The organism is Synechococcus sp. CB0101, from assembly GCF_000179235.2.
GTDB lineage: Bacteria > Cyanobacteriota > Cyanobacteriia > PCC-6307 > Cyanobiaceae > Vulcanococcus.
On sequence record NZ_CP039373.1, the window covers coordinates 1,411,008 to 1,430,174 of the forward strand.

20 protein-coding genes are annotated in these 19,167 nt (G+C 61.3%); 10 read left to right on the plus strand and 10 right to left on the minus strand.

The annotated features are described in order from the left end of the window. Window positions 1-2,808, minus strand: a complete 2,808-nt coding sequence (locus CB0101_RS07620) for a valine--tRNA ligase (protein WP_010305682.1) — start codon at window positions 2,806-2,808, stop codon at window positions 1-3. 104 nt (window positions 2,809-2,912) lie between these two features. Between CB0101_RS07620 and CB0101_RS07625 the strand changes: the two genes are divergently transcribed. Then, window positions 2,913-4,130, plus strand: a complete 1,218-nt coding sequence (locus CB0101_RS07625; RefSeq protein ID WP_010305686.1) for an extracellular solute-binding protein — start codon at window positions 2,913-2,915, stop codon at window positions 4,128-4,130. Beyond that, complete coding sequence (locus CB0101_RS07630) at window positions 4,127-5,383, plus strand: mechanosensitive ion channel family protein (protein ID WP_010305690.1); 1,257 nt, start codon at window positions 4,127-4,129, stop codon at window positions 5,381-5,383. Before CB0101_RS07625 ends, CB0101_RS07630 begins: the two co-directional genes overlap by 4 nt. Here the strand turns inward: CB0101_RS07630 and CB0101_RS07635 are convergent. Continuing rightward, window positions 5,380-6,006: a 2OG-Fe(II) oxygenase gene (locus CB0101_RS07635; protein WP_010305693.1), complete on the minus strand. Its 627-nt coding sequence runs from the start codon at window positions 6,004-6,006 to the stop codon at window positions 5,380-5,382. The two genes, CB0101_RS07630 and CB0101_RS07635, sit on opposite strands and share 4 nt — an antisense overlap. Next, a complete protein-coding gene (locus CB0101_RS07640) occupies window positions 6,006-6,464 on the minus strand; it encodes a hypothetical protein (RefSeq protein ID WP_010305697.1) in 459 nt (152 codons plus the stop codon). The genes CB0101_RS07635 and CB0101_RS07640 overlap by 1 nt, the downstream gene beginning before the upstream one ends. 55 nt (window positions 6,465-6,519) lie before the next feature. On the opposite strand from CB0101_RS07640, the gene CB0101_RS07645 reads away from it, so the two are divergent. From CB0101_RS07645 to CB0101_RS15385, 4 genes are read left to right on the plus strand one after another with little or no spacing between them, the layout of a single operon-like run. Then, entirely contained in the window at window positions 6,520-6,774 is a 255-nt protein-coding gene (locus CB0101_RS07645) for a hypothetical protein (RefSeq protein ID WP_029552820.1), read from the plus strand. Window positions 6,775-6,785: 11 nt separating this feature from the next. After that, window positions 6,786-7,610 carry a methyltransferase domain-containing protein gene (locus CB0101_RS07650; protein ID WP_010305704.1) on the plus strand — a complete coding sequence of 275 codons (825 nt, stop codon included), beginning with the start codon at window positions 6,786-6,788 and terminating at the stop codon, window positions 7,608-7,610. 37 nt (window positions 7,611-7,647) lie between these two features. Next, window positions 7,648-8,559, plus strand: coding sequence for an oxidoreductase (locus tag CB0101_RS07655; protein WP_010305707.1), 912 nt, complete (start codon window positions 7,648-7,650; stop codon window positions 8,557-8,559). 10 nt (window positions 8,560-8,569) lie between these two features. Beyond that, window positions 8,570-8,731: a hypothetical protein gene (locus tag CB0101_RS15385; protein ID WP_010305710.1), complete on the plus strand. Its 162-nt coding sequence runs from the start codon at window positions 8,570-8,572 to the stop codon at window positions 8,729-8,731. A gap of 28 nt (window positions 8,732-8,759) precedes the next feature. Here the strand turns inward: CB0101_RS15385 and CB0101_RS15870 are convergent, their stop codons facing one another. Further along, window positions 8,760-9,089, minus strand: a complete 330-nt coding sequence (locus CB0101_RS15870) for a co-chaperone YbbN (protein ID WP_071778102.1) — start codon at window positions 9,087-9,089, stop codon at window positions 8,760-8,762. A gap of 710 nt (window positions 9,090-9,799) precedes the next feature. Next, entirely contained in the window at window positions 9,800-10,123 is a 324-nt protein-coding gene (locus CB0101_RS07665; RefSeq protein ID WP_136644038.1) for a hypothetical protein, read from the minus strand. 208 nt (window positions 10,124-10,331) lie between these two features. On the opposite strand from CB0101_RS07665, the gene CB0101_RS07670 reads away from it, so the two are divergent. The 3 genes from CB0101_RS07670 to CB0101_RS07685 all read left to right on the plus strand — a co-directional run bounded on the left by CB0101_RS07670 (window position 10,332) and on the right by CB0101_RS07685 (window position 12,984). Then, on the plus strand, window positions 10,332-11,312 hold the full coding sequence (locus CB0101_RS07670; protein ID WP_136643901.1) for an IS5 family transposase: 981 nt from the start codon (window positions 10,332-10,334) through the stop codon (window positions 11,310-11,312). 504 nt (window positions 11,313-11,816) lie between these two features. Beyond that, window positions 11,817-12,137, plus strand: coding sequence for a hypothetical protein (locus CB0101_RS07680; protein WP_136644039.1), 321 nt, complete (start codon window positions 11,817-11,819; stop codon window positions 12,135-12,137). Next, window positions 12,106-12,984, plus strand: a complete 879-nt coding sequence (locus CB0101_RS07685; RefSeq protein ID WP_010305743.1) for an ISAs1 family transposase — start codon at window positions 12,106-12,108, stop codon at window positions 12,982-12,984. The genes CB0101_RS07680 and CB0101_RS07685 overlap by 32 nt, the downstream gene beginning before the upstream one ends. 350 nt (window positions 12,985-13,334) lie before the next feature. Here the strand turns inward: CB0101_RS07685 and CB0101_RS07690 are convergent, their stop codons facing one another. The 5 genes from CB0101_RS07690 to CB0101_RS07710 form a co-directional block, all read right to left on the minus strand. Next, entirely contained in the window at window positions 13,335-14,576 is a 1,242-nt protein-coding gene (locus tag CB0101_RS07690; protein WP_010305747.1) for an IS256 family transposase, read from the minus strand. A gap of 123 nt (window positions 14,577-14,699) precedes the next feature. Beyond that, window positions 14,700-14,999: a hypothetical protein gene (locus CB0101_RS07695; RefSeq protein WP_010305751.1), complete on the minus strand. Its 300-nt coding sequence runs from the start codon at window positions 14,997-14,999 to the stop codon at window positions 14,700-14,702. A gap of 315 nt (window positions 15,000-15,314) precedes the next feature. Next, complete coding sequence (locus CB0101_RS07700; RefSeq protein WP_136644040.1) at window positions 15,315-15,797, minus strand: hypothetical protein; 483 nt, start codon at window positions 15,795-15,797, stop codon at window positions 15,315-15,317. Between the two features lie 282 nt (window positions 15,798-16,079). Next, entirely contained in the window at window positions 16,080-16,400 is a 321-nt protein-coding gene (locus tag CB0101_RS07705) for a hypothetical protein (protein WP_136644041.1), read from the minus strand. 1,044 nt (window positions 16,401-17,444) lie between these two features. Then, complete coding sequence (locus tag CB0101_RS07710; protein ID WP_029552822.1) at window positions 17,445-18,296, minus strand: NAD-dependent epimerase/dehydratase family protein; 852 nt, start codon at window positions 18,294-18,296, stop codon at window positions 17,445-17,447. Window positions 18,297-18,346: 50 nt separating this feature from the next. On the opposite strand from CB0101_RS07710, the gene CB0101_RS07715 reads away from it, so the two are divergent. Continuing rightward, a complete protein-coding gene (locus CB0101_RS07715) occupies window positions 18,347-19,147 on the plus strand; it encodes a hypothetical protein (protein WP_010305778.1) in 801 nt (266 codons plus the stop codon). Window positions 19,148-19,167: the final 20 nt, after the last annotated feature.

Sequence of the window (19,167 nt, forward strand, 5' to 3'; positions counted from 1 at the left end):
TTAGCCCAGATCCGCCAAGCGCTTGCGGGCCAACTCCGCCTGGGCCTCGGCTTCGGCCAGGTTGGCCTTGCACTCGGCCACCACCTCCGGCGGAGCTTTATCCGCAAAGTTGGGGTTGGCGAGGCGGCCGGCCAGGCCCTTGATCTCCTTGTCGGCCTTGGCGATGTCTTTTTCAAGGCGGGCGCGCAGGGCCTCGAGATCCACCAGGCCTTCGATCGGCAGGAGCACCTGCAGCTCGCCGCTCACGCCGGCCAGGGCCTTGGTGGCGGGATTGGCCTCCGCCGCGGCCGGATCGAGCACCTCCACCCGCTCCGCGCGGGTGAGGGCGCTGATGTCGGCAGTGGCGGCGCTGAGCACCCCAGCCAGCGCGCTGCGCCCCGTGACGAAGCGCACCGGCACGCTCTGGCTGGGCTTGAGGCCTGCCACGGCCCGCAGGTTGCGCACCACGCGGATCGCTTCGATCAAATCGGCGAACGACGCCTCGAGGTCGTCGTTGAGGGCGGCTTCATCGAGTTGCGGCCAGGGCTGCAGGGCGAGGAACGTCTCCTCACCGGCACCGGTGAGGCCATGCCAGAGCTCCTCGGTGAGGTGCGGCATCAGCGGCTGGAGCATCACCAGCAACTCGTTGAGCGCCTTGGCCAACACCTGGCGGGCGGTGCGCTGATCGGCCAGCGCCGCCTCGCGGGCAGCGCCATCGAGATCAGCCGGCACCTGCAAGCGCCGCTTGATCAGCTCCACATACCAATCGCACACCTCGTTCCAGGCGAACTCATACAGACCCTTCGCGGCTTCGCCGAGGCCATAGTTGCCGTAACGCTCGGCTGTTTCGCGGTTCACCCGCGCCAGGCGGGAGAGGATCCAACGATCGGCCAACTGCAGCGCGGCGGGATCCGGTTCCCCCAGGCTCGCCGGCGTTTCGCCATCGAGGTTCATCAGCGCAAAGCGCGTGACGTTCCACAGCTTGTTGGCGAAATTGCGGGAGGCCTCCACCGTGGCGGAGGTGTCGGACTTGCGGTCGTAGTCGAGGCGGATGTCTTGACCGGCGCCGGCCACCTCGCGCACCAGGGCAAAGCGCAGGGCATCGGCGCCGTAGCGATCGATCAGCAGCAGCGGATCGATGCCATTGCCCGCCGATTTGCTCATCTTGCGGTTGTTTTCATCGCGCACCAGGCCGTGGATGTACACGTCCTGGAAGGGCATCTGGCCGGTGAAGGCGCCGGCCATCATCGTCATCCGGGCCACCCAGAAAAAGATGATGTCGAAGCCCGTGACCAGCACGCTGGTGGGGTACCAGCGCTGCAGATCGGCGGCCTCAGCGTTGGGCCAACCCAGGGTGGAGAAGGGCCAGAGGCCGCTGGAGAACCAGGTGTCGAGCGCGTCGGGATCCTGCTCAAGAACCACCGGATGGGCATGGGTTCCGCCGCTGAATTGGGCTTCGGCCTTCTGGCGGGCTTCCGCTTCGTTGCGGGCCACCACGTAGGGCGTGGTGTCGGTGATGGCGCCGCCGGTTTCACTCACCACAAACCAGGCCGGGATGCGGTGACCCCACCAGAGCTGGCGGGAGATGCACCAGTCGCGGATGTCGGTGAGCCAGTCGCGATAGACCTTGCTCCAACGCTCCGGCACGAAGCGCGGATCGGCGTTTTCCAGAGCCTCGCGGCAGCGGGCCGCCAGGGGCTCGGTCTTCACGAACCACTGGGTAGAGAGAAGGGGCTCCACCGGCACCTTGCCGCGATCGGAGAAGGGCACGCTGTGGCGGTAGTCCTCCACTTTCACCAGGAAGCCTTCGTTCTCCATCGCCGCGACGACGGCCTTGCGGGCTTCAAAACGATCGAGCCCTTGGAAGCGGCCGGCGGCTTCGTTCATCGAGCCTTCTTTGGCCATCACCGTGATCAGCGGCAGGTTGTGGCGCTGACCGATGGCGAAGTCGTTGGGGTCATGAGCGGGGGTCACCTTCACGCAGCCGGTGCCGAACTCCGCATCGACGTGGTCATCGGCCACGATCGGGATCTCGCGGCCCACCAGGGGCAGGGTGAGGGTCTGGCCCACCAGGGCGGCGTAGCGCGGATCCTTGGGGTTCACCGCCACGGCTGTATCGCCCAGCAGGGTTTCGGGGCGGGTGGTGGCCACTTCGAGATGGGTGCGGCCATCAGCAGCCGGTCCAGCTGTGAGCGGATAGCGGAAGTGCCAGAGGTGGCCATCCACCTCCTTCATCTCCACCTCCAGATCACTCACCGCGGAGCCGGAAGCGGGGCACCAGTTCACCAGGTATTCACCCCGGTAGATCAACCCCTGCTCATGCAGCCGGTTGAAGGCCTCGATCACGGCCTCGCTGCAGCCGGCGTCGAGGGTGAAGCGCTCCCGCTGCCAGTCGACGGAATACCCCAGCCGGCGCAGCTGGCCCACGATCGTGCCGCCGCTCTGGGCTTTCCATTCCCAGGCCTTCTCGAGGAACGCCTCACGGCCCAAATCTTCTTTGCGCTTGCCGTCAGCCTTGAGCTGCTTTTCGAGGATCGTCTGCACGGCGATCGAAGCGTGATCGGTGCCGGGCAGGCAGAGCACGTTCTTGCCGCGCAGGCGCTGGAAGCGCACGATCGTGTCGATCAGGGCCGTGTTGAAGGCGTGCCCCATGTGGAGGCTGCCGGTCACGTTCGGCGGCGGGATCACCACCGAGAACGGTTCGCCAGGGGCGCTGGGATCCGGGTGAAAGGCGCCGCTGGTTTCCCAGGCCTGCTGCCAGCGCGCTTCGGTGCCCACCGGGTCGTAGGTCTTGGGCAGAGCGTCGGTCACGGCAGCGGCAGCAGGCATTCGGACCATGCTCGCAAAACGGCGCCAGAGCCGGGATGATGGACTCAGTTCCTATGGCCATGGTTCCTATCCCAGGGTCTACGCGACGGCCCCATACGCGCCGGATGCTGCTGTCCAGCCTGCTGTGCGTTCTCAGCCTCAGCGGCTGTTCAGGCCGGCTTGAACTGCCACAAGTGGTGTACCTGGCGATCGGCGTCAATGCTGACCAGAGCATCGATGCCGACCTGCTGGGCGACTTTCAGGAGCGACTTAACGGCCTTGAATCGGGTTACCGGCAGATCCACCCCAACACACGGTTTCAATTCAGCGTTTACCCCGATGAACGCATCGATGATGCAGTCCGCCGGCGCACCAACGCTGGTCTCGGCCCCGATCTGTTGTTTATTAATGGCGACACAGCTCGCTATTTGCTCGAGCAGGGACTGATCGATCCCTTCCCAGCCAATCGAGCTCTGGAAAATCTCTTTAGCGCGTATGACCTGAATCGGATGCGCACCGCCAGCGGCCAGCTGGCTGGCTTACCGATCGTGGTGCAGCCGCAAGTGGCGTGCTTCAACCGCCAGCGCCTCTCCACACCACCTAGCACCCTCTCAGAGCTACTGAAAACCAGCGCCAAAGGCCACAGCATTGGACTCAGCGTTGAGCTCAACACTCTGCTCTGGACGGCAGGAAGCATGGGCACAATCGAAGCGTTGAATCGCGCTGCAGCCGGAACACCCCCAAGTGCCGAAGAGCGCCAACAGATCTCCAAGTGGCTTCGTTGGCTGCAAAACGCCAGCGATCAGCAACGGGTGAGCTTTTTCGGAGGGCAGCTTGCCTTACAGAACGAATTCGGCGCCGGGCGGCTCGATTGGATCACCTGCTCCAGCATGAGCCTTCCGAAGCTGCGAAAGAGCCTGGGACAAGCGCTTGGTGTTGCCAGCCTGCCCAGCGGCCCTGGAGGTCTCGCCAGCCCCATCAACCGCCTGCGGGTGATGGCCTTGGGGCGCAGCTCCAGCCGGGAAGGTCGTCAGCGCGCCCTTTCCTTCAGTCGCTTCAGCGTGAACCCCCTGGTGCAGCGCAGCCTCACCCTCGGATCGCAGACGCTGCTTCCCGCCAATCGCTTTGTGAAGGTGCCGATACGCAGCTCTCGAGCGCTGCAAGCCATGGCGGACTCCCAGGAGGGGGGGCAACAGGTCGCCCCATTGATCGGTCTGATCCCCGACGACGATCCGCGGTTGGCAGCCGCCCAGGGACTGATTACCCAGTTGGTGTTTGGCGAAATCAGCCCCGAGAGCGCTGCTGACGCCTTCATCGCGCTCTTCCAAAGGCGGCAACGATGAAGCAACTCATCCTCGAAGTTCTGGGCTGGCTGGGCTATCTGGAGCGCCACTCTGTGGTGGTTCAGCTGGTGTTGGTGGCGCTCTGCGTGATCGGAACACGCCTGGCTCGGCGCCACAGGCTTCTGCGGCGATGGCCTACCGCCGGCTACGTGCCCTTAGGTCTGGTGCTACTGGGACTGAGCAGCCTTGCGCTGATTAGCGCAAAGCAGCCGGCCGGACTAGCCCTCCTACTCGGCCTGCTCTGGTTGATTTGGTATGGCCTCCATCTGCTCCATTACCAGTTGCTGCATTGGCTGCCCCCTGCGCGCGCCCACCAGCTTGAAAGCCGCTTGCTGCGGCCGACCTTTCTGCTGCTCGCTGCCATGGCACTGATCAGCGAAGTGGACAGTCTCAACGATCTCGCTGTAGCTCAATTGGGTGAGCTATTCGGCGTGGAAATCAAAGCCGGCAAGCTGTTTCACGCTCTGGTGATGATCTATCTCGTGGTGGTGGGTTGCGGGCCGCCCGCAGCTGGCTTGGCCTGGCTGGTGCAGCGGGCTGTGGGCATGAGCGAAGGCAGCCGCAAAGCGATGGAGCTGATGCTGCGTTATGCGGTTGTGGCCATTGGCCTGGTGGCCGTGGGCGTGCATTTGGGCCTGAACACAACGGCCCTGATTGCGGTAGCCGGTGGCTTGTCGGTGGGCCTGGGCTTTGGCATCAAGGAGGTGTTCTCCAACTTCGTGAGCGGCCTCTGGTTGCTCTTCGAGGGCTCCGTGCGCCCCGGGGAAGTTCTGATGCTCGATGGGGATCCCTGTGAGGTGCGCCGCCTGGGGCTGCGGGCCACATTGCTGTGGCGCGACCGAGACAACGCCGAACTACTGATCCCCAATCAGACCTTCTTCACCGAGGCCGCCACCACCTACACCGCCAGCGATCGGATGCGCCGCAGCCAAGTGAGCATTGGCGCGGCCTATCACCACGATCCATCTGAGGTGATCGCCCTACTGGAAACCACAGCCCGCCAAGTAGCCCGAGTGTTGCCCGAGCCAGCGCCCAAAGCGCTGATGCTCAGCTACGGCGATTACGAGATCAACTACGCCCTGCGCTTCTGGATCTCCAATCCGATGGACAATGTTGGAATCTGCAGCGAAGTGAACCAGGCCATCTGGCAAGCCTTCAAAGAGAACAAGATTGAAATCCCATTCCCACAACAAGTGGAATATTCGATGCATTGGCCTCCCGAGCAGCATCGCACCAATAGCCGGCTTCCCTAACCAGCTGCCAGTCGCTTGAGATAAGCCTCGCGGCTACCCGCATTGATCCAACCGGTGGCAATTGTTTTGCTGCACGCGTGATTCACCCGGCCGCGGTGGATATGCGACGGCCCCGCCGGAAAAATCACGAGCTTGCCCCGTTCGGCCTCCTCATGGTGTTGCTGCCAGTGAAACTCCGTGCCGGCCTCCTCCACGCTGTTGCAGTAGAGGATCCAGGCGAGCACGCGATGCACGGGCTCGGTGGCTTCGTCGCTGATGGTCCAGTCGCAGTGCCAGCGCTTGAAACCCTCACCGGGGGCATAGCGCTGCAGGTTGAAGATCGGATTCACAAACAACTGCTGCTCCGGGCAGCACTCGCGGAACAGGGGCCGCTCCTGCAGATAGCGCTCCAGGCCGGCCGTAACGCCCCGCTGAATCACCTCCGCCAGCGCGAAGGCTTCCGGATCGGAACGATCGATCGCCACCAGGCTGATGTCGGTCGACACCTTGGCAGGTTCGCCGGCGCCATCCGGCCCAAAGGCCACACCGGGGCGCTGCAGATCAGGGCGACGCTCAAAGAAGGCCATCACCCCGTCGGCCAGCGCCTCAAAGCCGGGGTTGCGGTAGCGGGCGATCAGCTCCATCACCGCTGCTCCTGCCAAGGGATGGCCACCAGCGCATCCAGGCGCTGCCAGCGCTCTTGATCGGCCACCACCTGATCCTTCAGGCCCACCCGTTCCAGCGCCCGGGCAATGCGCGCCAGCTCGAGCACCTCATCGGCCGGCCCTTGAGGCAATACCAGCACCTGCTGCTCGGCAGGGTCAGCCATCAGCTGCAGCTCCAGATCCGCCAGCTCCCGTTCAAAAAACACCCGCCGCAGCCGCCCCATCTGCATCGGGCCGATCGCTTCAGCGAAGGCCTTCAGACCCGCCTCATCCCCACTGCAGCCGCAGTTGAGCGCCAGCCAGATCAGCAGCTTGGCCCAGCTTTCAGGGCGCCAGAGCGGCGGAAAACTCTCGCGGTGCTGACGCACCAGTTCCGCCAGGGCGAAGTCCACCAGGGTGGCCTGCAGGGCCAGTGGGTCAGGGGATGCGGTTGTCATGCATCCCATCCTCCCCACCGGCCGGCAGACTGAGCAGAGCTGCGCCCGCTTTGCGATGGCCCTGGACTTCAACGATCCCGATCTGGAGTTCTCCGACCTCGTCTACGCCTATCAGAGCTGGGTGATGGCCGTGATCAACGACGAGAAGCTCGGCGGCGAAGCCCTACTCACCGACGACATCGCCGAGGACGCCCTCAATGCGATGCGCTTCCTACCCGGCGAGGTGACCGCCGCCATCGAAACGAGCCTGGCCCGCGTTTACGACGTGGATGCCGATGAGCTGGCCGGTCTGCTCTTCCCCGAAGACTGAGCAGCACCCCCATGGGCGACTCCAGCTACCTGCTCGGCACCCACGCCGAGGAGCTGGAGCGCCTCCGCTTCCAGCACGAGCTGTGGCGTCCGCAGGCCCTGGCCGCCTGGCAAAGCGCCGGGCTCGGCCCGGGTGATTGCGTGCTGGACGTGGGCGCCGGTCCCGGCTTCGCAGCCCTCGATCTGGCGCGGCTGGTGGGCCCGAAAGGCCGGGTGCTCGGCCTCGAGCTCAGCCCCGAATACGTGCAAACCGGCCAACAGCTGGCGGAGGCCGAGGGACTCACCCAGCTGGAGCTGCGCCAGCACCAGCTGCTCATCGATCCTTGGCCAGCCGAGGGCTTCGACCTCGCCTGGTGCCGTTGGGTGGCGATGTTCCTGCCCGATCTGCAGCCGCTGCTGGAGGGGCTGGAGCGATCCCTGCGCCATGGCGGACGCCTGGTGCTGCACGAATACGTGCACTGGGACAGCTTTGGGCTCTACCCCCAGGCCGAGGCCGTGGCGCGGTTTGGCCAGGCCTGCCAGACCAGCTTTTGCCAAGCCGGTGGCGACGGGGACGTGAATCGCCGGCTGCCCAGCCTGCTAGCGGCACGCGGCTGGCAGATTGAGGAGCTCAGGCCGCTGCCGGTGCTGGGCGGGCCAGGCTCCATGGCGGCCCAATGGCTGGAGCGGTTTGTGCCGGTGTACGGCCCACGGCTGCAGGAGCTGGGGCTGTGGAGCCAGGCCGATGCCGAGGCAGCGGCAGGCGAGATCGATCGCGCGGCCCGCACGCCCGGCAGCTTCTGGGTGGGACCCACCGTGCTCGAGGTGCGCGCGCAGTGGCAGGGGGCCAACACTTAAAACCACGGCACCCTCAGCGCCAGAGCGCTTCTGAGCCATGCCCTGGACCTGCGCCGACATCCCCGATCAACGCGGCCGCACAGCACTGATCACAGGAGCCAACAGCGGGCTGGGGCTGGAAACCGCGCGAGCCCTGGCCCAGCGAGGTGCGCGGGTGGTGCTCGCCTGCCGCAGCCTGGAGCGCGCCGAACAGGCCCGAGCAGAGCTGCAGGCCGATGCTTGCGGCGAGCTGATCCCGCTTGAGCTGGATCTGGCGGATCTACAGAGCGTGCAGCGCGGTGCCCATCAGGTGGCGGATCAACTGGGCCGGTTGGATCTATTGATCAACAACGCCGGTGTGATGGCCCCGCCGCGCCAGCTCAGTGCCCAGGGCCATGAGCTGCAGTTTGCGGTGAATCACCTCGGGCACTTCGCACTCACGCAACAGCTGCTGCCGCTGCTTGAGCCCGAAGGCCGCGTGGTGCACGTGAGTTCGGGGGCCGCCTACTTCGGCCGGATCGCCTTCGACGACCTGCAAGGTGAGCGGCGCTACGACGCCTGGGCGGCCTACGCCCAGAGCAAGCTGGCCAACCTGATCACCGCCCTGGAACTGCAGGAGCGGCTCGAGGTAACCGGCAGCAGCGTGCGCTCGATCGCTGCCCACCCCGGCCTGGCCCGCACCAATCTCCAGCCCACCTCGGTGGCGGCCCGGGGCTCGCGCCTGGAGGCGCTGGCCTACCGCCTGATGGATCCGCTGTTCCAGAGCGCTGCCATGGGGGCACTGCCTCAGCTCTATGCGGCCACGGCAGCAGACGCGCAGCCGAACGCGTTTTATGGCCCTGGCGGCCCGGGGAACCTCAAGGGCTACCCCAAGGCCTGCCGGATGGCTCCTGCCGCGCGCGATGCCGCCACACGGCAGCGCCTGTGGCGCGTGAGCGAAGAACTCGTGGGGAATGCTCTGGGCAGTTGATTCACCCGTTTTGACCCCACCGATCACTGCCGAGCCCTCTGTGCTGGAGCTCCTGCGCCGCCCGGATCCAGAGGATTGGCTTGGCCCCCTTCGCCCCTGGGTCAGCCTCTGCCGCCGCGGCGTCGACCCGCAGGAGGCCTGGCGGTACTTGAAGCAGTCCCGCCAGGGATAGTGGAGCTGTGACTGGCCTAGGTAAACACTCAGCCCAACGCACTTGCTCGATGAACCCAGTCCGAGAGCTTGGCTGGCGTGATACGACCAGTCGCACTCCCGACATACTGGGAGTTGTTCACGAGGGAGACGGTTGGAGTAGCTCTGACGCCAAACTGGTCAGCAAGACCCGGATTCTGACTAGCGTCAACTCGAACAACGGCGATTTGGTCACCGAATTGCGCAGCCACTGCATCTACCGCTGCGGAAACACTCTTACAAGGCTCACAATCGGGCTGGGTAAACTCAACGAGGGTCACTAGGCCACCAGCCACGGCCTGCAGCGCCTGGTCATCAAGGGTCGAAAAGGATTTAGTCATGGGAAGAACTCCTTAGGGGTGAAACTGAGAAGCACCGACGAGCGGAGCCCTCAATGCACCCAGACTGACCGAACCATGGAGATCAAACCAGATCAAAACCAAGAACAGTTCCGGGGAAAATCCAGTGAACCGAGCCGTGCCCACAAGAACCCAAGGAAGCCGACTCCTTATCCGAGCCGGCATGCAACTGCGAGCAGCAAGAACAGGAAACACATAGGCAAGCACAGGCATACTCTGATCTCACAGACACGGCCACACAGCACAAACAAAGAACCAACAGCAATGATGAACGCCAAAGAGTGGCCCTGAACGAGCCAGATCTTGACACCTCAAGCCGGCCACTAATCGAGGCCCCGGCAAGGCAGACAACGGCAATCAGAGCATGGCATTTAATACGCTGATTGAACTGAACCAGAGAATTAGCTCTGCAAAGACTGGAAAAGTGCTCAACTGGGAGCACTCCACAGTCACCTTGCCACGAACGCTCACGAAGAATGGCGGAGGGGCAAAACGAAAGGCCGCCGCTTTGCCTACGCCCCATCAGCGAAGGCAGCGCCATCACTTACAAAAGACGCCTGCAAAGGGCAAGAGGATGCCCCAAGGAGCGAGGACCGCTCAGTCATTATTTGGCGACTTTCAAGGAACTGTTTAAAAGGGCTCCAGGGCTTTCACCCCAGAGCCCAAAGGCAGAAATGGCCAGTAACCACAAACTAAGCAGTGCGATCCGCAATCATCTGCTGAATGGTCTCTTCGCCATATTTGGCAATCAAAGCCTGCTCAAAGCTGTCAAGACTTTCCGTCATAAGACGGTTCGAATCTCTGATAGCATCTAATCCGGAGCGCCTTTCACGCTGCTGCTTCAACAGCTCACTACCGGCGCTTACGTTATTGTCGAGGGCCATGGTCGTTACAACTCCTTCCCAGACATTGAAGGGCGCCGCCACTGCTTGAAAGATTGCGCCAGCATTACCTCCTGAAACACAGGAAAGATCTGAATCCGTAACAGCGACATGAGCGGATTGTAGGGTTTTCATTGAAGATTAGCAATTGGACAGTGGAGGGCTTTCTCCCTCCGACATATGAATCATGTCTGGCCAGCGATGGATTACCAAGGAGAGAATACGGGTGCTTGCCAGGGAATTTCTGGTGAGCTTGTGGGCCCAAGGCCTATTAGGGAAATTCTGGAAAACCCAGCCCGTCTGCGCGAAAATGAACCTGTAATCGCAGACCAGGACTGGGTTGATGGGCGGCAAGCAGCTCGGTTTCACGGACTATGAGCTGACCACGGCCAAGAAGCGCACCAAGCGCGAGAAATTTCTCTCCGAGATGGAGGCTGTGGTGCCTTGGCAGGCACTCATCGATCTGATCGAGCCGCACTACCCCAAGGCGAGCAAGAAAGGCGGCAGGCCTCCCTATCCGCTGGCAACGATGCTGCGCATTCATCTGCTGCAGCAGTGGTACTCCCTCAGCGATCCGGCCATGGAAGAGGCCTTGATCGAGGTGCCCACCATGCGCCGCTTTGCCGGCATCGAGCTGATCAGCGATCGGATCCCGGACGAGACCACGATCCTCACGTTCCGCCATCTGCTTGAGAAGCATGGGCTGGGTGAGCAGATTTTTGACACCGTCAAAGCGCTCCTGGCCGCTCGGGGCGTAACCATGCGTCAGGGCACGATCGTCGATGCCACCTTGATCGCAGCGCCCAGCTCCACCAAGAACAAAGATGGGAAGCGGGATCCGGAGATGCACCAGACCAAAAAGGGCAACCAGTGGTACTTCGGCATGAAGGTCCACGCCGGCGTTGACAAGGACTCAGGCCTGATCCATTCGGTTGTCGTCACCGCCGCCAACGTGCACGACCTCACCCCGGCAGCTGAGCTACTGCATGGAGATGAGGAGGTGGTGTACGGCGATGCTGGCTACCAGGGCATCGCCAAGAGACCAGAAATGGCTGGCAAGACAGCGGAGTTCAGAGTGGCGATGCGGCCCGGCACGCGCAGGGCTCTTCCTGACACCCCGGATGGGAGGGTGCAGGATCTGATCGAGACGGCCAAAGCTCACATCCGCTCCAAGGTTGAGCATCCCTTCCGTGTGATCAAGCAGCAGTTCGGCTTTCAAAAGACCCGGCTGCGAGGCTTGGCCAAGAACCGCTGCAAAATCAACGTGCTTGCGGCACTGTCGAATCTGTACCAGGCCCGACGACAATTACTCGCGACAGTGTGAACAGGGACTTGGTGTGCCTGCACACCTCTATTTAGCCTCAAAACCAGCCGAAAGTGGCTGGATATGTGAGCCAAGGTCATCAAAAAATGGCCTCAGAGGCAATTTGCAGCCAAAACCACTCTTTCTGCTCGCTGCCGCCGCTCAAACACCGCTTGTCCAGAGTTTCCTTAGAAGTTTGTCCTCGTAGCCCTGGCTGGGCCGCTGCGCTTACGGTGCCGTGCGCGGGAACCGCTCCTGTCCATTTGCTTCCGAGCCCGCCACTTCGCCAGTCGCTGTAAGCGATCTGATCAGCTTCCTCAAGGCGCTGCCAGACTGCCGGATGCGCCGGGGTATCCGCTTTCCCCAGTGGTGGATGCTGCTGGTGGCCATCCTCTCGATTCTGAGCGGCCAGGGCTCGCTGGTGGGGATGGAGCGTGTCGTCAAACGCTGAACGAGCTCCTGGGCACCGATTTCGGCAAGTCGCCCTCGGATTCCACGTTCCGGCTTCTGCTCGCCCAGTTGGATGTGCCTGGCTTTGAGACCCTGCTCCGCGACTGGATGGCGGCTCAACCGGGTGTGACAGAAGCGCTGGATACCTTGGTGTGTGATGGCAAGACGCTGCGCGGTTCCATCGCTGAGAACGAAGCCGGCGCAGCGCGTTTCATTGCCCAGGTAAGCCTCTACTCCCAATCGCTGGGCGTGGCGATTTCGCAGGCCACATACTCCACCGACGCTAGTGGTGAGATCCAGGCGCTGCGCCAGTTACTGGAGGCCATCGAGCTCGAGGGAGTGCTTGTGCAGGCTGATGCGCTGCATGCGAACCGCCCTTTTTCTCTACCTCGCTGAGCGCGGCGCCGACTTCCTGATCGCCGTCAAACATGGGCGCCGCAAAGGGTTCCAGTTGATCCGAGATCGGCTCACCTACAGCCGCCGAATCCCCTGGCGCACCAGTAAGAGGGAAATTAGGCGAGGTCGTAACATCACCTGGAAGCTGCGGGCGATGCCGGCTCCGGAGTGGGTGATGGAGCAGTGGCCGGGAAGTGCGACGATCAGCGCCTTGCGTAGCCATGGCATTCGCGAGGGCAAGCCGCAGGACGAGACCCGTTACTACGTCTCGAGTTTGCGCACCGGTGCTAAGTCCCTACTCAGAGCAATCCGCCAGCGCTGGTCGATCGAAAACAGCTGGCACTGGGTACGGGACGCGCCGCTGCGAGAAGACGCCCACCGCTACCGGGAGAACAACGGAGTCCAAATCCTGGCCACGCTGCGGAGCCTGGCCATCAATGCCCTACGGCTCGATGGGACCTGGTCGATCACCGCGGGCATCGCCGCCCTGGCTCATGACATCAAGGGGTTGCGCAGACTGCTGGGGTGGCAAGAGCCCGCGACGACAGCGAGCTACTCAGGGCGACTTCTAATAGGCCTTGCTTGTGGGCCCTCTTCTTCCGGATGGGAGGCGCGACGACAGCTTCGACAAACACACAGCCGGCTGGAGCCAAACGACTTCACCCATAGAAAGCTAGAAATAAAAAACACTCCAGGAGGCAAACCCCCGGAGTGTCATTACATACAGCAATCTGCTGCATCTAACAAGAGCCGCTGGGCTACGGAAAGACATCGAACCCAGGCATTGATCAGAAGACCGGCTATTTCCTCCAGACAAGTGCGGCAGGATCCCAGGCAGCAGCAGTAATAATCGTCCCCGCAGATGATCCACCAATAATCGCAGCCTTGGTCCCCGCCGAGAGGCCTTCTTTATACACCTCAACACGAATAGGCTCAGCCGAGCTGACCGAACGAAAACTCCCTGTTGAGTAAGAACCTACAGAACCTGTGCTTGACGCGAGAGAGCGCGATGAACTCGACAATGGCTTAGTCATTGGACCAGATTTGACCGAAGAGGTCAGCGCCCTGCCGAGCGATGAAAAACTCCCGCCGACAGCTTCTGAAAGCACCTTGTCGACGACTGGCCGACCAAGTTGAGGTTGCATCCCTTGGAGTGGTGTAAATCCAGAGGTCTATGACCTGATCGCAGCGTTGTGATCAGGCAGCTGCAGTTATGGCAGCTGTTGGTTGATCTTGGGTCTGATTGCTGGTGTTGTCCAGCTTGGCCATCGAGAATTCGGAGAACACGCGGCGACCATCGAGTTGCCATTCCTCCTGCTGCTCCAACAGAAGCGCTCCGACCAGGCGAACGATGGAGGCGTCGTTGGGGAAGATGCCGACGACGCGGGTGCGGCGCTTGATCTCTTTGTTCAGCCGCTCCAGCGGGTTGGTACTCCAGATCTTGCGCCAGTGTTCTGGTGGGAACGCCCGGAACGCCAGCACGTCCTCCCTGGCCTGCTCCATCAGGGCTGCCGCTGCCGGGAATTTTTCGCTGAGCATCCTGGTGACCTGATCCCACTGCTGCACCACGGCCTGTGCCTCGGTCTGAACGAACACCGAGCGCAGCGCTGCGGCCACCATGTCCTGGCTGCCCTTTGGCACCTTGACCAGCAGGTTGCGGGCAAAGTGGACGCGACAGCGTTGCCAGCTGCTGCCCTGGCAGCACCGGACGATCGCCTTCTTGAGTCCTGCATGGGCGTCGCTGATCACCAGTTGCACGCCCGAGAGCCCGCGCTCGCGCAGGCGGCGGAGGAAGGCGGTCCAGAAGGCCTCGTCCTCACTGTCACCCACCTCGATCCCCAAGACCTCACGCTGGCCATTGGCCGTGATGCCCACCGCCACGATCACAGCCCTGGAGATCACCTGTCTGCGAGCTGGATCTCGGCCGTGCAGGTACGTCGCATCGAGGTAGACGTACGGGTAACGGCTGAACTCCAGCGGCCGATTCAGGAAAGCCTGCACCTGGGTGTCGAGCCCCTGGCAGATGCGGCTTTCCTCCGATTTGGAGATACCGCTCTCACAACCCAGCGCAGCCACCAGCTCGTCGACCTTGCGGGTGGAGACACCAGAGACATAAGCCTCCATCACCACGGCCCACAAAGCCCGATCCACACGGCGGCGAGGCTCCAGTAGCGAGGGGAAGAAACTTCCAGTGCGGAAGCGTGGGATACGCAGCTGAACGTCACCGGCTGGAGTGGCCAGCAACCGCTCCCGGCTGCCGTTGCGGTGTCCACGCCGCTGGACTGTGCGTTCGTGGCGATCGGCGCCAAGAGCAGCAGCGGCCTCGGCCTCAATCAGGGCCTGTAGCCCCTGACGGACCAGCTCAGGGATGAGCTCACCGGCAAAAGCGCCATTGAGCAGCTGCGCCAGTTCACTGGCGGCAGAATCGGAGATGGGCATGGTCTGGTCTCAGGAAGGTGGTAGTGCTCCGACCAGGGTCACAGACCAGCCCACCCATTCCCCCGCAAGGGCCTTGAGCTCGAGACCGTCAGCACCGGCGTAGCCGGTGCTGATCCTCAGGATTTACACCACTTGGCGGGACGCCCCCTTTAATTCAGCATAGATATCCTTAAGCACGGCTTCTCGAGTCAGGATCGAACTCTGTTCTTTTTGGAGATCTTCCTGATACCTATCAGCTGACAGGCCTGCATGCTCCGCCTTACTAGCCTCCAAAGAGGCTTCATAGTGCTTCATTAAGGGGATCAAACCAAAGGGGCCGAAACTGCCATATTTTAGGCCATCCTTCCAAGTGAGGCCGCCGCCGACAGCCGCCTGCAGCGCAGACTCGTCGGTCAGGTGTTGAGCATTAAGAGTGGTTTTCATTGGTGATTAGCAATTGAACTACGGAGGGCTTTCTCCCTCCTACATATCAATCATGTCGGGCCAGCATCGGATTTCCAAGGAAGGAACGCGGGTGATTACCAGGGAATTTCTGGTTAAACTGTTGGTACTGTTCTGCCGGATGGGAGACGCGACAACAGTGTTGACAACGACACAGCCAAACGACTTCACCCATAGGGAGCCAGAAATAAAAAACGCTCCAGGAGGCACCCCCCCCGGAGCGTCACAAGATGCAGCAATCTGCTGCATATAACAAGAACGGCAGTGCTACGGATAGGTATCGAACCCAGACAGTGGTCAGATGATCGGCTTATCCCTCCAGACAACTGCAGCAGGGTCCCACGCAATAAAGTCAACAACCGTACCAGCCGAGTATAATCCAATGATCCCAGCCTTGGCTCCCGTTGAAAGGCCTTCTTTATACACCTCAACACGAATAGGCTCAGCCGAGCTGACCGAACGAAAACTCCCTGTTGAATAAGGACCTACAGAACCTGTGCTTGACGCGAGAGAGCGAGATGAACTCGACAATGGCTTAATCATTGGACCAGATTTGACCGAAGAGGTCAGCGCCTTGCCGAGCGATGAAAAACTTCCGCCGACAGCTTCTGAAAGCACCTTGTCGACGACTGGCCGGCCAAGTTGATGAGTAGAAAACATGATTCTCCTGTGATGTGGGATCGGTAGAAATCTCTTCCGATACCTATAGCGTGACAGAGCATCACGCCCCATTCCAGATGCTTCTCTGGAAAATTTGAAGAGAATTTCCAGAGAAAGCAAGGCAGCTGAGGAGAACGAAAATCTGCATGCCGCTTGGCCATGAAGTCACAACCATACCAACCAGAACTGGAGCACGATGCCACTGCCTCATAGCTCTCAGACAGCATAGAATTAAGGAGAGAATTCAAGTCGGGTACCTCAAGTACCTTCGAAGCGCACTCTCTGGCACGGTCGATAAAATTGGCAACAAGCCTCGATCTATCAGCTTCAATGCAGAACCCCTCTGCAGCCACGACCGTGGCTGCAGAGGGGTATCGATACTCATGTGGTACTAGCGCTACGCTAGTCCAAAGAAGCAATAAGGCTGTCGATGTAGTCGCGATATGACTGCCCTGCCAGGCCCATTTCTTGGGATAGGGCCTGACTTTCGGCCTGAATTGATGGGGTTTTTGCCCGAATAGAGCTCAGATCTTCTTTTGACTTTGTCATCTCAGCTGTAGCGTTGATAGCGTCAACTAGTGGATTGGGCGCGAAGAAGCCAGGGAGCATGGGGCCGACAGCCCCCTTCAGCACAGCCCCGAAGAATTCAGGGACGCCGCCGCCGACAACCGCCTGCAGCGCAGACTCGTCGATCAGGTGTTGAGCATTAAGAGTGGTTTTCATTGGTGATTAGCAATTGGACTACGGAGGGCTTTCTCCCTCCGACATATCAATCATGTCGGGCCAGCATCGGATTTCCAAGGAAGGAACGCGGGTGATTACCAGGGAATTTCTGGTTAGACTGTTGGTACTGTTCTGCCGGATGGGAGACGCGACAACAGTGTTGACAACGACACAGCCAAACGACTTCACCCATAGGGAGCCAGAAATAAAAAACGCTCCAGGAGGCACCCCCCGGAGCGTCACAAGATGCAGCAATCTGCTGCATATAACAAGAACGGCAGTGCTACGGATAGGTATCGAACCCAGACAGTGGTCAGATGATCGGCTTATCCCTCCAGACAACTGCAGCAGGGTCCCACGCAATAAAGTCAACAACCGTACCAGCCGAGTATAATCCAACGATCCCAGCCTTGGCCCCCGTTGAAAGGCCACCTTTCGGAACGACGTTTTGAACGACTTCGACTCGTACAGGAGGCGGTGACGACGGTGGCGTCGAGGGGAGTGAACCAAACGACATCTTGCTGCTTGCTGAACTAGAGCTACCCACGCTTTTTCCAGACTTGGCAAGACTGCCAAAAGCCTTGAAAAACGAACCCACAGATCCACCGACGGCCGCCGAAAGATCTTGTTCATCGACTGAGAAAGAGGCTCGATCAAAAGAAGTCATGATTGATTTGCGTATTGAGTTCAATCGGAATTTCTTCCGATACATGCATCATGGACAACCCTCACCCTTCCATCCAGGTGCTTGAGCGGAGGCTTTCAAGGTAATTTCAAGGGAGCCTTGCTGAATCGGTGAAACACGAGTGCTGCAACCGCATTCTTGAGCCGTATACCCCCGATTTGTTGATCACTTTTGGATGCTGGGCGTCTCCACACCCTGCGAAACGCCCTGATCGATTAACGGCGCGATCTGGCAAAGCTAGATGGCCTACAGAAGATCGCCGCCATGAATAAGCCCGGCGAGGTCATCGCCGGGTCCCATCCCCATGTCGTCGCTGAGCACATTGGAGCGTGGGGGCCTCGAGAGTGCCATAGGTGTTGTCACTCACTCCGCAAAAGCAACCGAGGATGGAGCAGCTCGTAGCCCAGGCTGTGCAAATGGCGATTGCTGATGCGTCGATCCACCATCGGTTTGGCACCCGGCTCCGAACCACTCCATTGCACCGGGGGCAGATCGGCGGAATTGCAGATCTGATTCAGCAAGTCAGCCACAAGCCAAGGCTGATCGTCCACCACGTTCACTGTTTGATCCCAGCCTCCGGCCACGGCCGCTGCGATCGCTCCGGCCACATCGTCGCGATGGATCCAGTTGCAGTAGATGCGGCCATCTCCAGTCCTGGTAGTACCGGCCAGTGTTTTGAAACGGCGGATGAGGTCACGGCCCGGTCCGTAAATCGCACCCAAACGCAGAACACACACCCGGCGCTGATCGGCGCGGCACTGCTCCAGTAGCTGTTCGCTCTCCAACAGCACCGCCGCATGGGCATCGCGCGGGATCGCTGGCGTGGATTCATCCACCCAGGCACCGGCAGCGTCGCCATAAACCCCGCAGCTGCTGGTGTACACGATCTGCCTCAACTGCGGCATGTCGGGCAAGAGCTCCTGTAGCGCGCGCATGCTGTCGCGATAGGTGGCGGCATAAGCATCGGCATCCACCTGGCGATCACCGCCCGGCGCCATGCAGAACACGGCCGCCTCCGCCCCATCCAGCGCCTGGAACAAAGCGGATGGATCACTCGCTCGCACCACCAACACCCGCCGAGCCACGGGGATCAGCTCAACACGACGCTCCTCGCGCGTGGTCGTGACCGTGAGATCAACAGCAGCTTGCTCACCCCAGCGTCGTGCCAGGGCCTCGCCGACATAGCCGCAGCCCACGATGGTGACCCGCATCGACATTCCTCTCGGGAGGAACGAGGCTACGGAGATCCTGCGAAGCACGCGTGGATCTACAACAGCGCCAATGGGAGCTCAACCGTCTCAACTTCGCAGGGCGCTGGTGTGGTAGCAGCCATTGGTACCTACGCGGGGACCAGCTCAACCTGAGCCAGCCGAGCCGGGTGATTGACGACACCTGCTACGACATTCATTTCAGCGATCCCGACAACGGCATCTGGGATGGCCGTGGCTTGTTGTTTGCGCCGGAAGGTCGGCGACAACTGACCTTGAACCGCGACCGTTACAACAGCGGCGGCCAGTGCTGGCAATTCATGGGGGCGGGGGGGCAGTCGAGTCTGCGCGTGGATACAGCCACTGAGCGCTTCGGCCATGAAGTGAACCTATTCGCAGGACGGTCGCGTTCGATGCTGGTGCTGCTCTGGGGACAACATCCCACTGCCGAGGGTGTCACCTGGAGCCTCGATGCCGTTGGAGCCGTGGGCTTTCGCTGCAGCCACGCCAGCACCCAGGAACCGCCGCGGCCGATTCAACCTCCCGAGCAACTGCTGCGATCCATGGAGGGCTGGCAAGGCACGCGGCAATGCTGGCTCGATGAGCGGATTGAGCCCTGTACCCCCTTCAGCGCCGAGCAGTTTGCCATCCATCCCCTAACGGCAACGTTTGTGGATGGGTTGATTTGCTCTGTGCCCGAACACCTCCCTCAGGGCGCCTTCAGTCTGCAGATCGGCTGCCGCACCAGCGCCAATGCATTCCAACAGATCAACCTGGTCTTCAACGACCAGCAATCGCTCGAGCTCTGTGAACGTCGTTGCTATGCCCCGGCGTCGATCGCAGGCGATGGCTAGCGTCCAGACAATGCCACCCA

Bases quoted from the DNA above. Each gene is read 5' to 3' on its own strand.
- CB0101_RS07620 (WP_010305682.1), bottom strand. From the start codon at position 2,808: ATGCCTGCTGCCGCTGCCGTGACCGACGCTCTGCCCAAGACCTACGAC.
- CB0101_RS07625 (WP_010305686.1), top strand. From the start codon at position 2,913: ATGCTGCTGTCCAGCCTGCTGTGCGTTCTCAGCCTCAGCGGCTGTTCA.
- CB0101_RS07630 (WP_010305690.1), top strand. From the start codon at position 4,127: ATGAAGCAACTCATCCTCGAAGTTCTGGGCTGGCTGGGCTATCTGGAG.
- CB0101_RS07635 (WP_010305693.1), bottom strand. From the start codon at position 6,006: ATGGAGCTGATCGCCCGCTACCGCAACCCCGGCTTTGAGGCGCTGGCC.
- CB0101_RS07640 (WP_010305697.1), bottom strand. From the start codon at position 6,464: ATGACAACCGCATCCCCTGACCCACTGGCCCTGCAGGCCACCCTGGTG.
- CB0101_RS07645 (WP_029552820.1), top strand. From the start codon at position 6,520: ATGGCCCTGGACTTCAACGATCCCGATCTGGAGTTCTCCGACCTCGTC.
- CB0101_RS07650 (WP_010305704.1), top strand. From the start codon at position 6,786: ATGGGCGACTCCAGCTACCTGCTCGGCACCCACGCCGAGGAGCTGGAG.
- CB0101_RS07655 (WP_010305707.1), top strand. From the start codon at position 7,648: ATGCCCTGGACCTGCGCCGACATCCCCGATCAACGCGGCCGCACAGCA.
- CB0101_RS15870 (WP_071778102.1), bottom strand. From the start codon at position 9,089: ATGACTAAATCCTTTTCGACCCTTGATGACCAGGCGCTGCAGGCCGTG.
- CB0101_RS07665 (WP_136644038.1), bottom strand. From the start codon at position 10,123: ATGAAAACCCTACAATCCGCTCATGTCGCTGTTACGGATTCAGATCTT.
- CB0101_RS07670 (WP_136643901.1), top strand. From the start codon at position 10,332: ATGGGCGGCAAGCAGCTCGGTTTCACGGACTATGAGCTGACCACGGCC.
- CB0101_RS07685 (WP_010305743.1), top strand. From the start codon at position 12,106: ATGCGAACCGCCCTTTTTCTCTACCTCGCTGAGCGCGGCGCCGACTTC.
- CB0101_RS07690 (WP_010305747.1), bottom strand. From the start codon at position 14,576: ATGCCCATCTCCGATTCTGCCGCCAGTGAACTGGCGCAGCTGCTCAAT.
- CB0101_RS07695 (WP_010305751.1), bottom strand. From the start codon at position 14,999: ATGAAAACCACTCTTAATGCTCAACACCTGACCGACGAGTCTGCGCTG.
- CB0101_RS07705 (WP_136644041.1), bottom strand. From the start codon at position 16,400: ATGAAAACCACTCTTAATGCTCAACACCTGATCGACGAGTCTGCGCTG.
- CB0101_RS07710 (WP_029552822.1), bottom strand. From the start codon at position 18,296: ATGCGGGTCACCATCGTGGGCTGCGGCTATGTCGGCGAGGCCCTGGCA.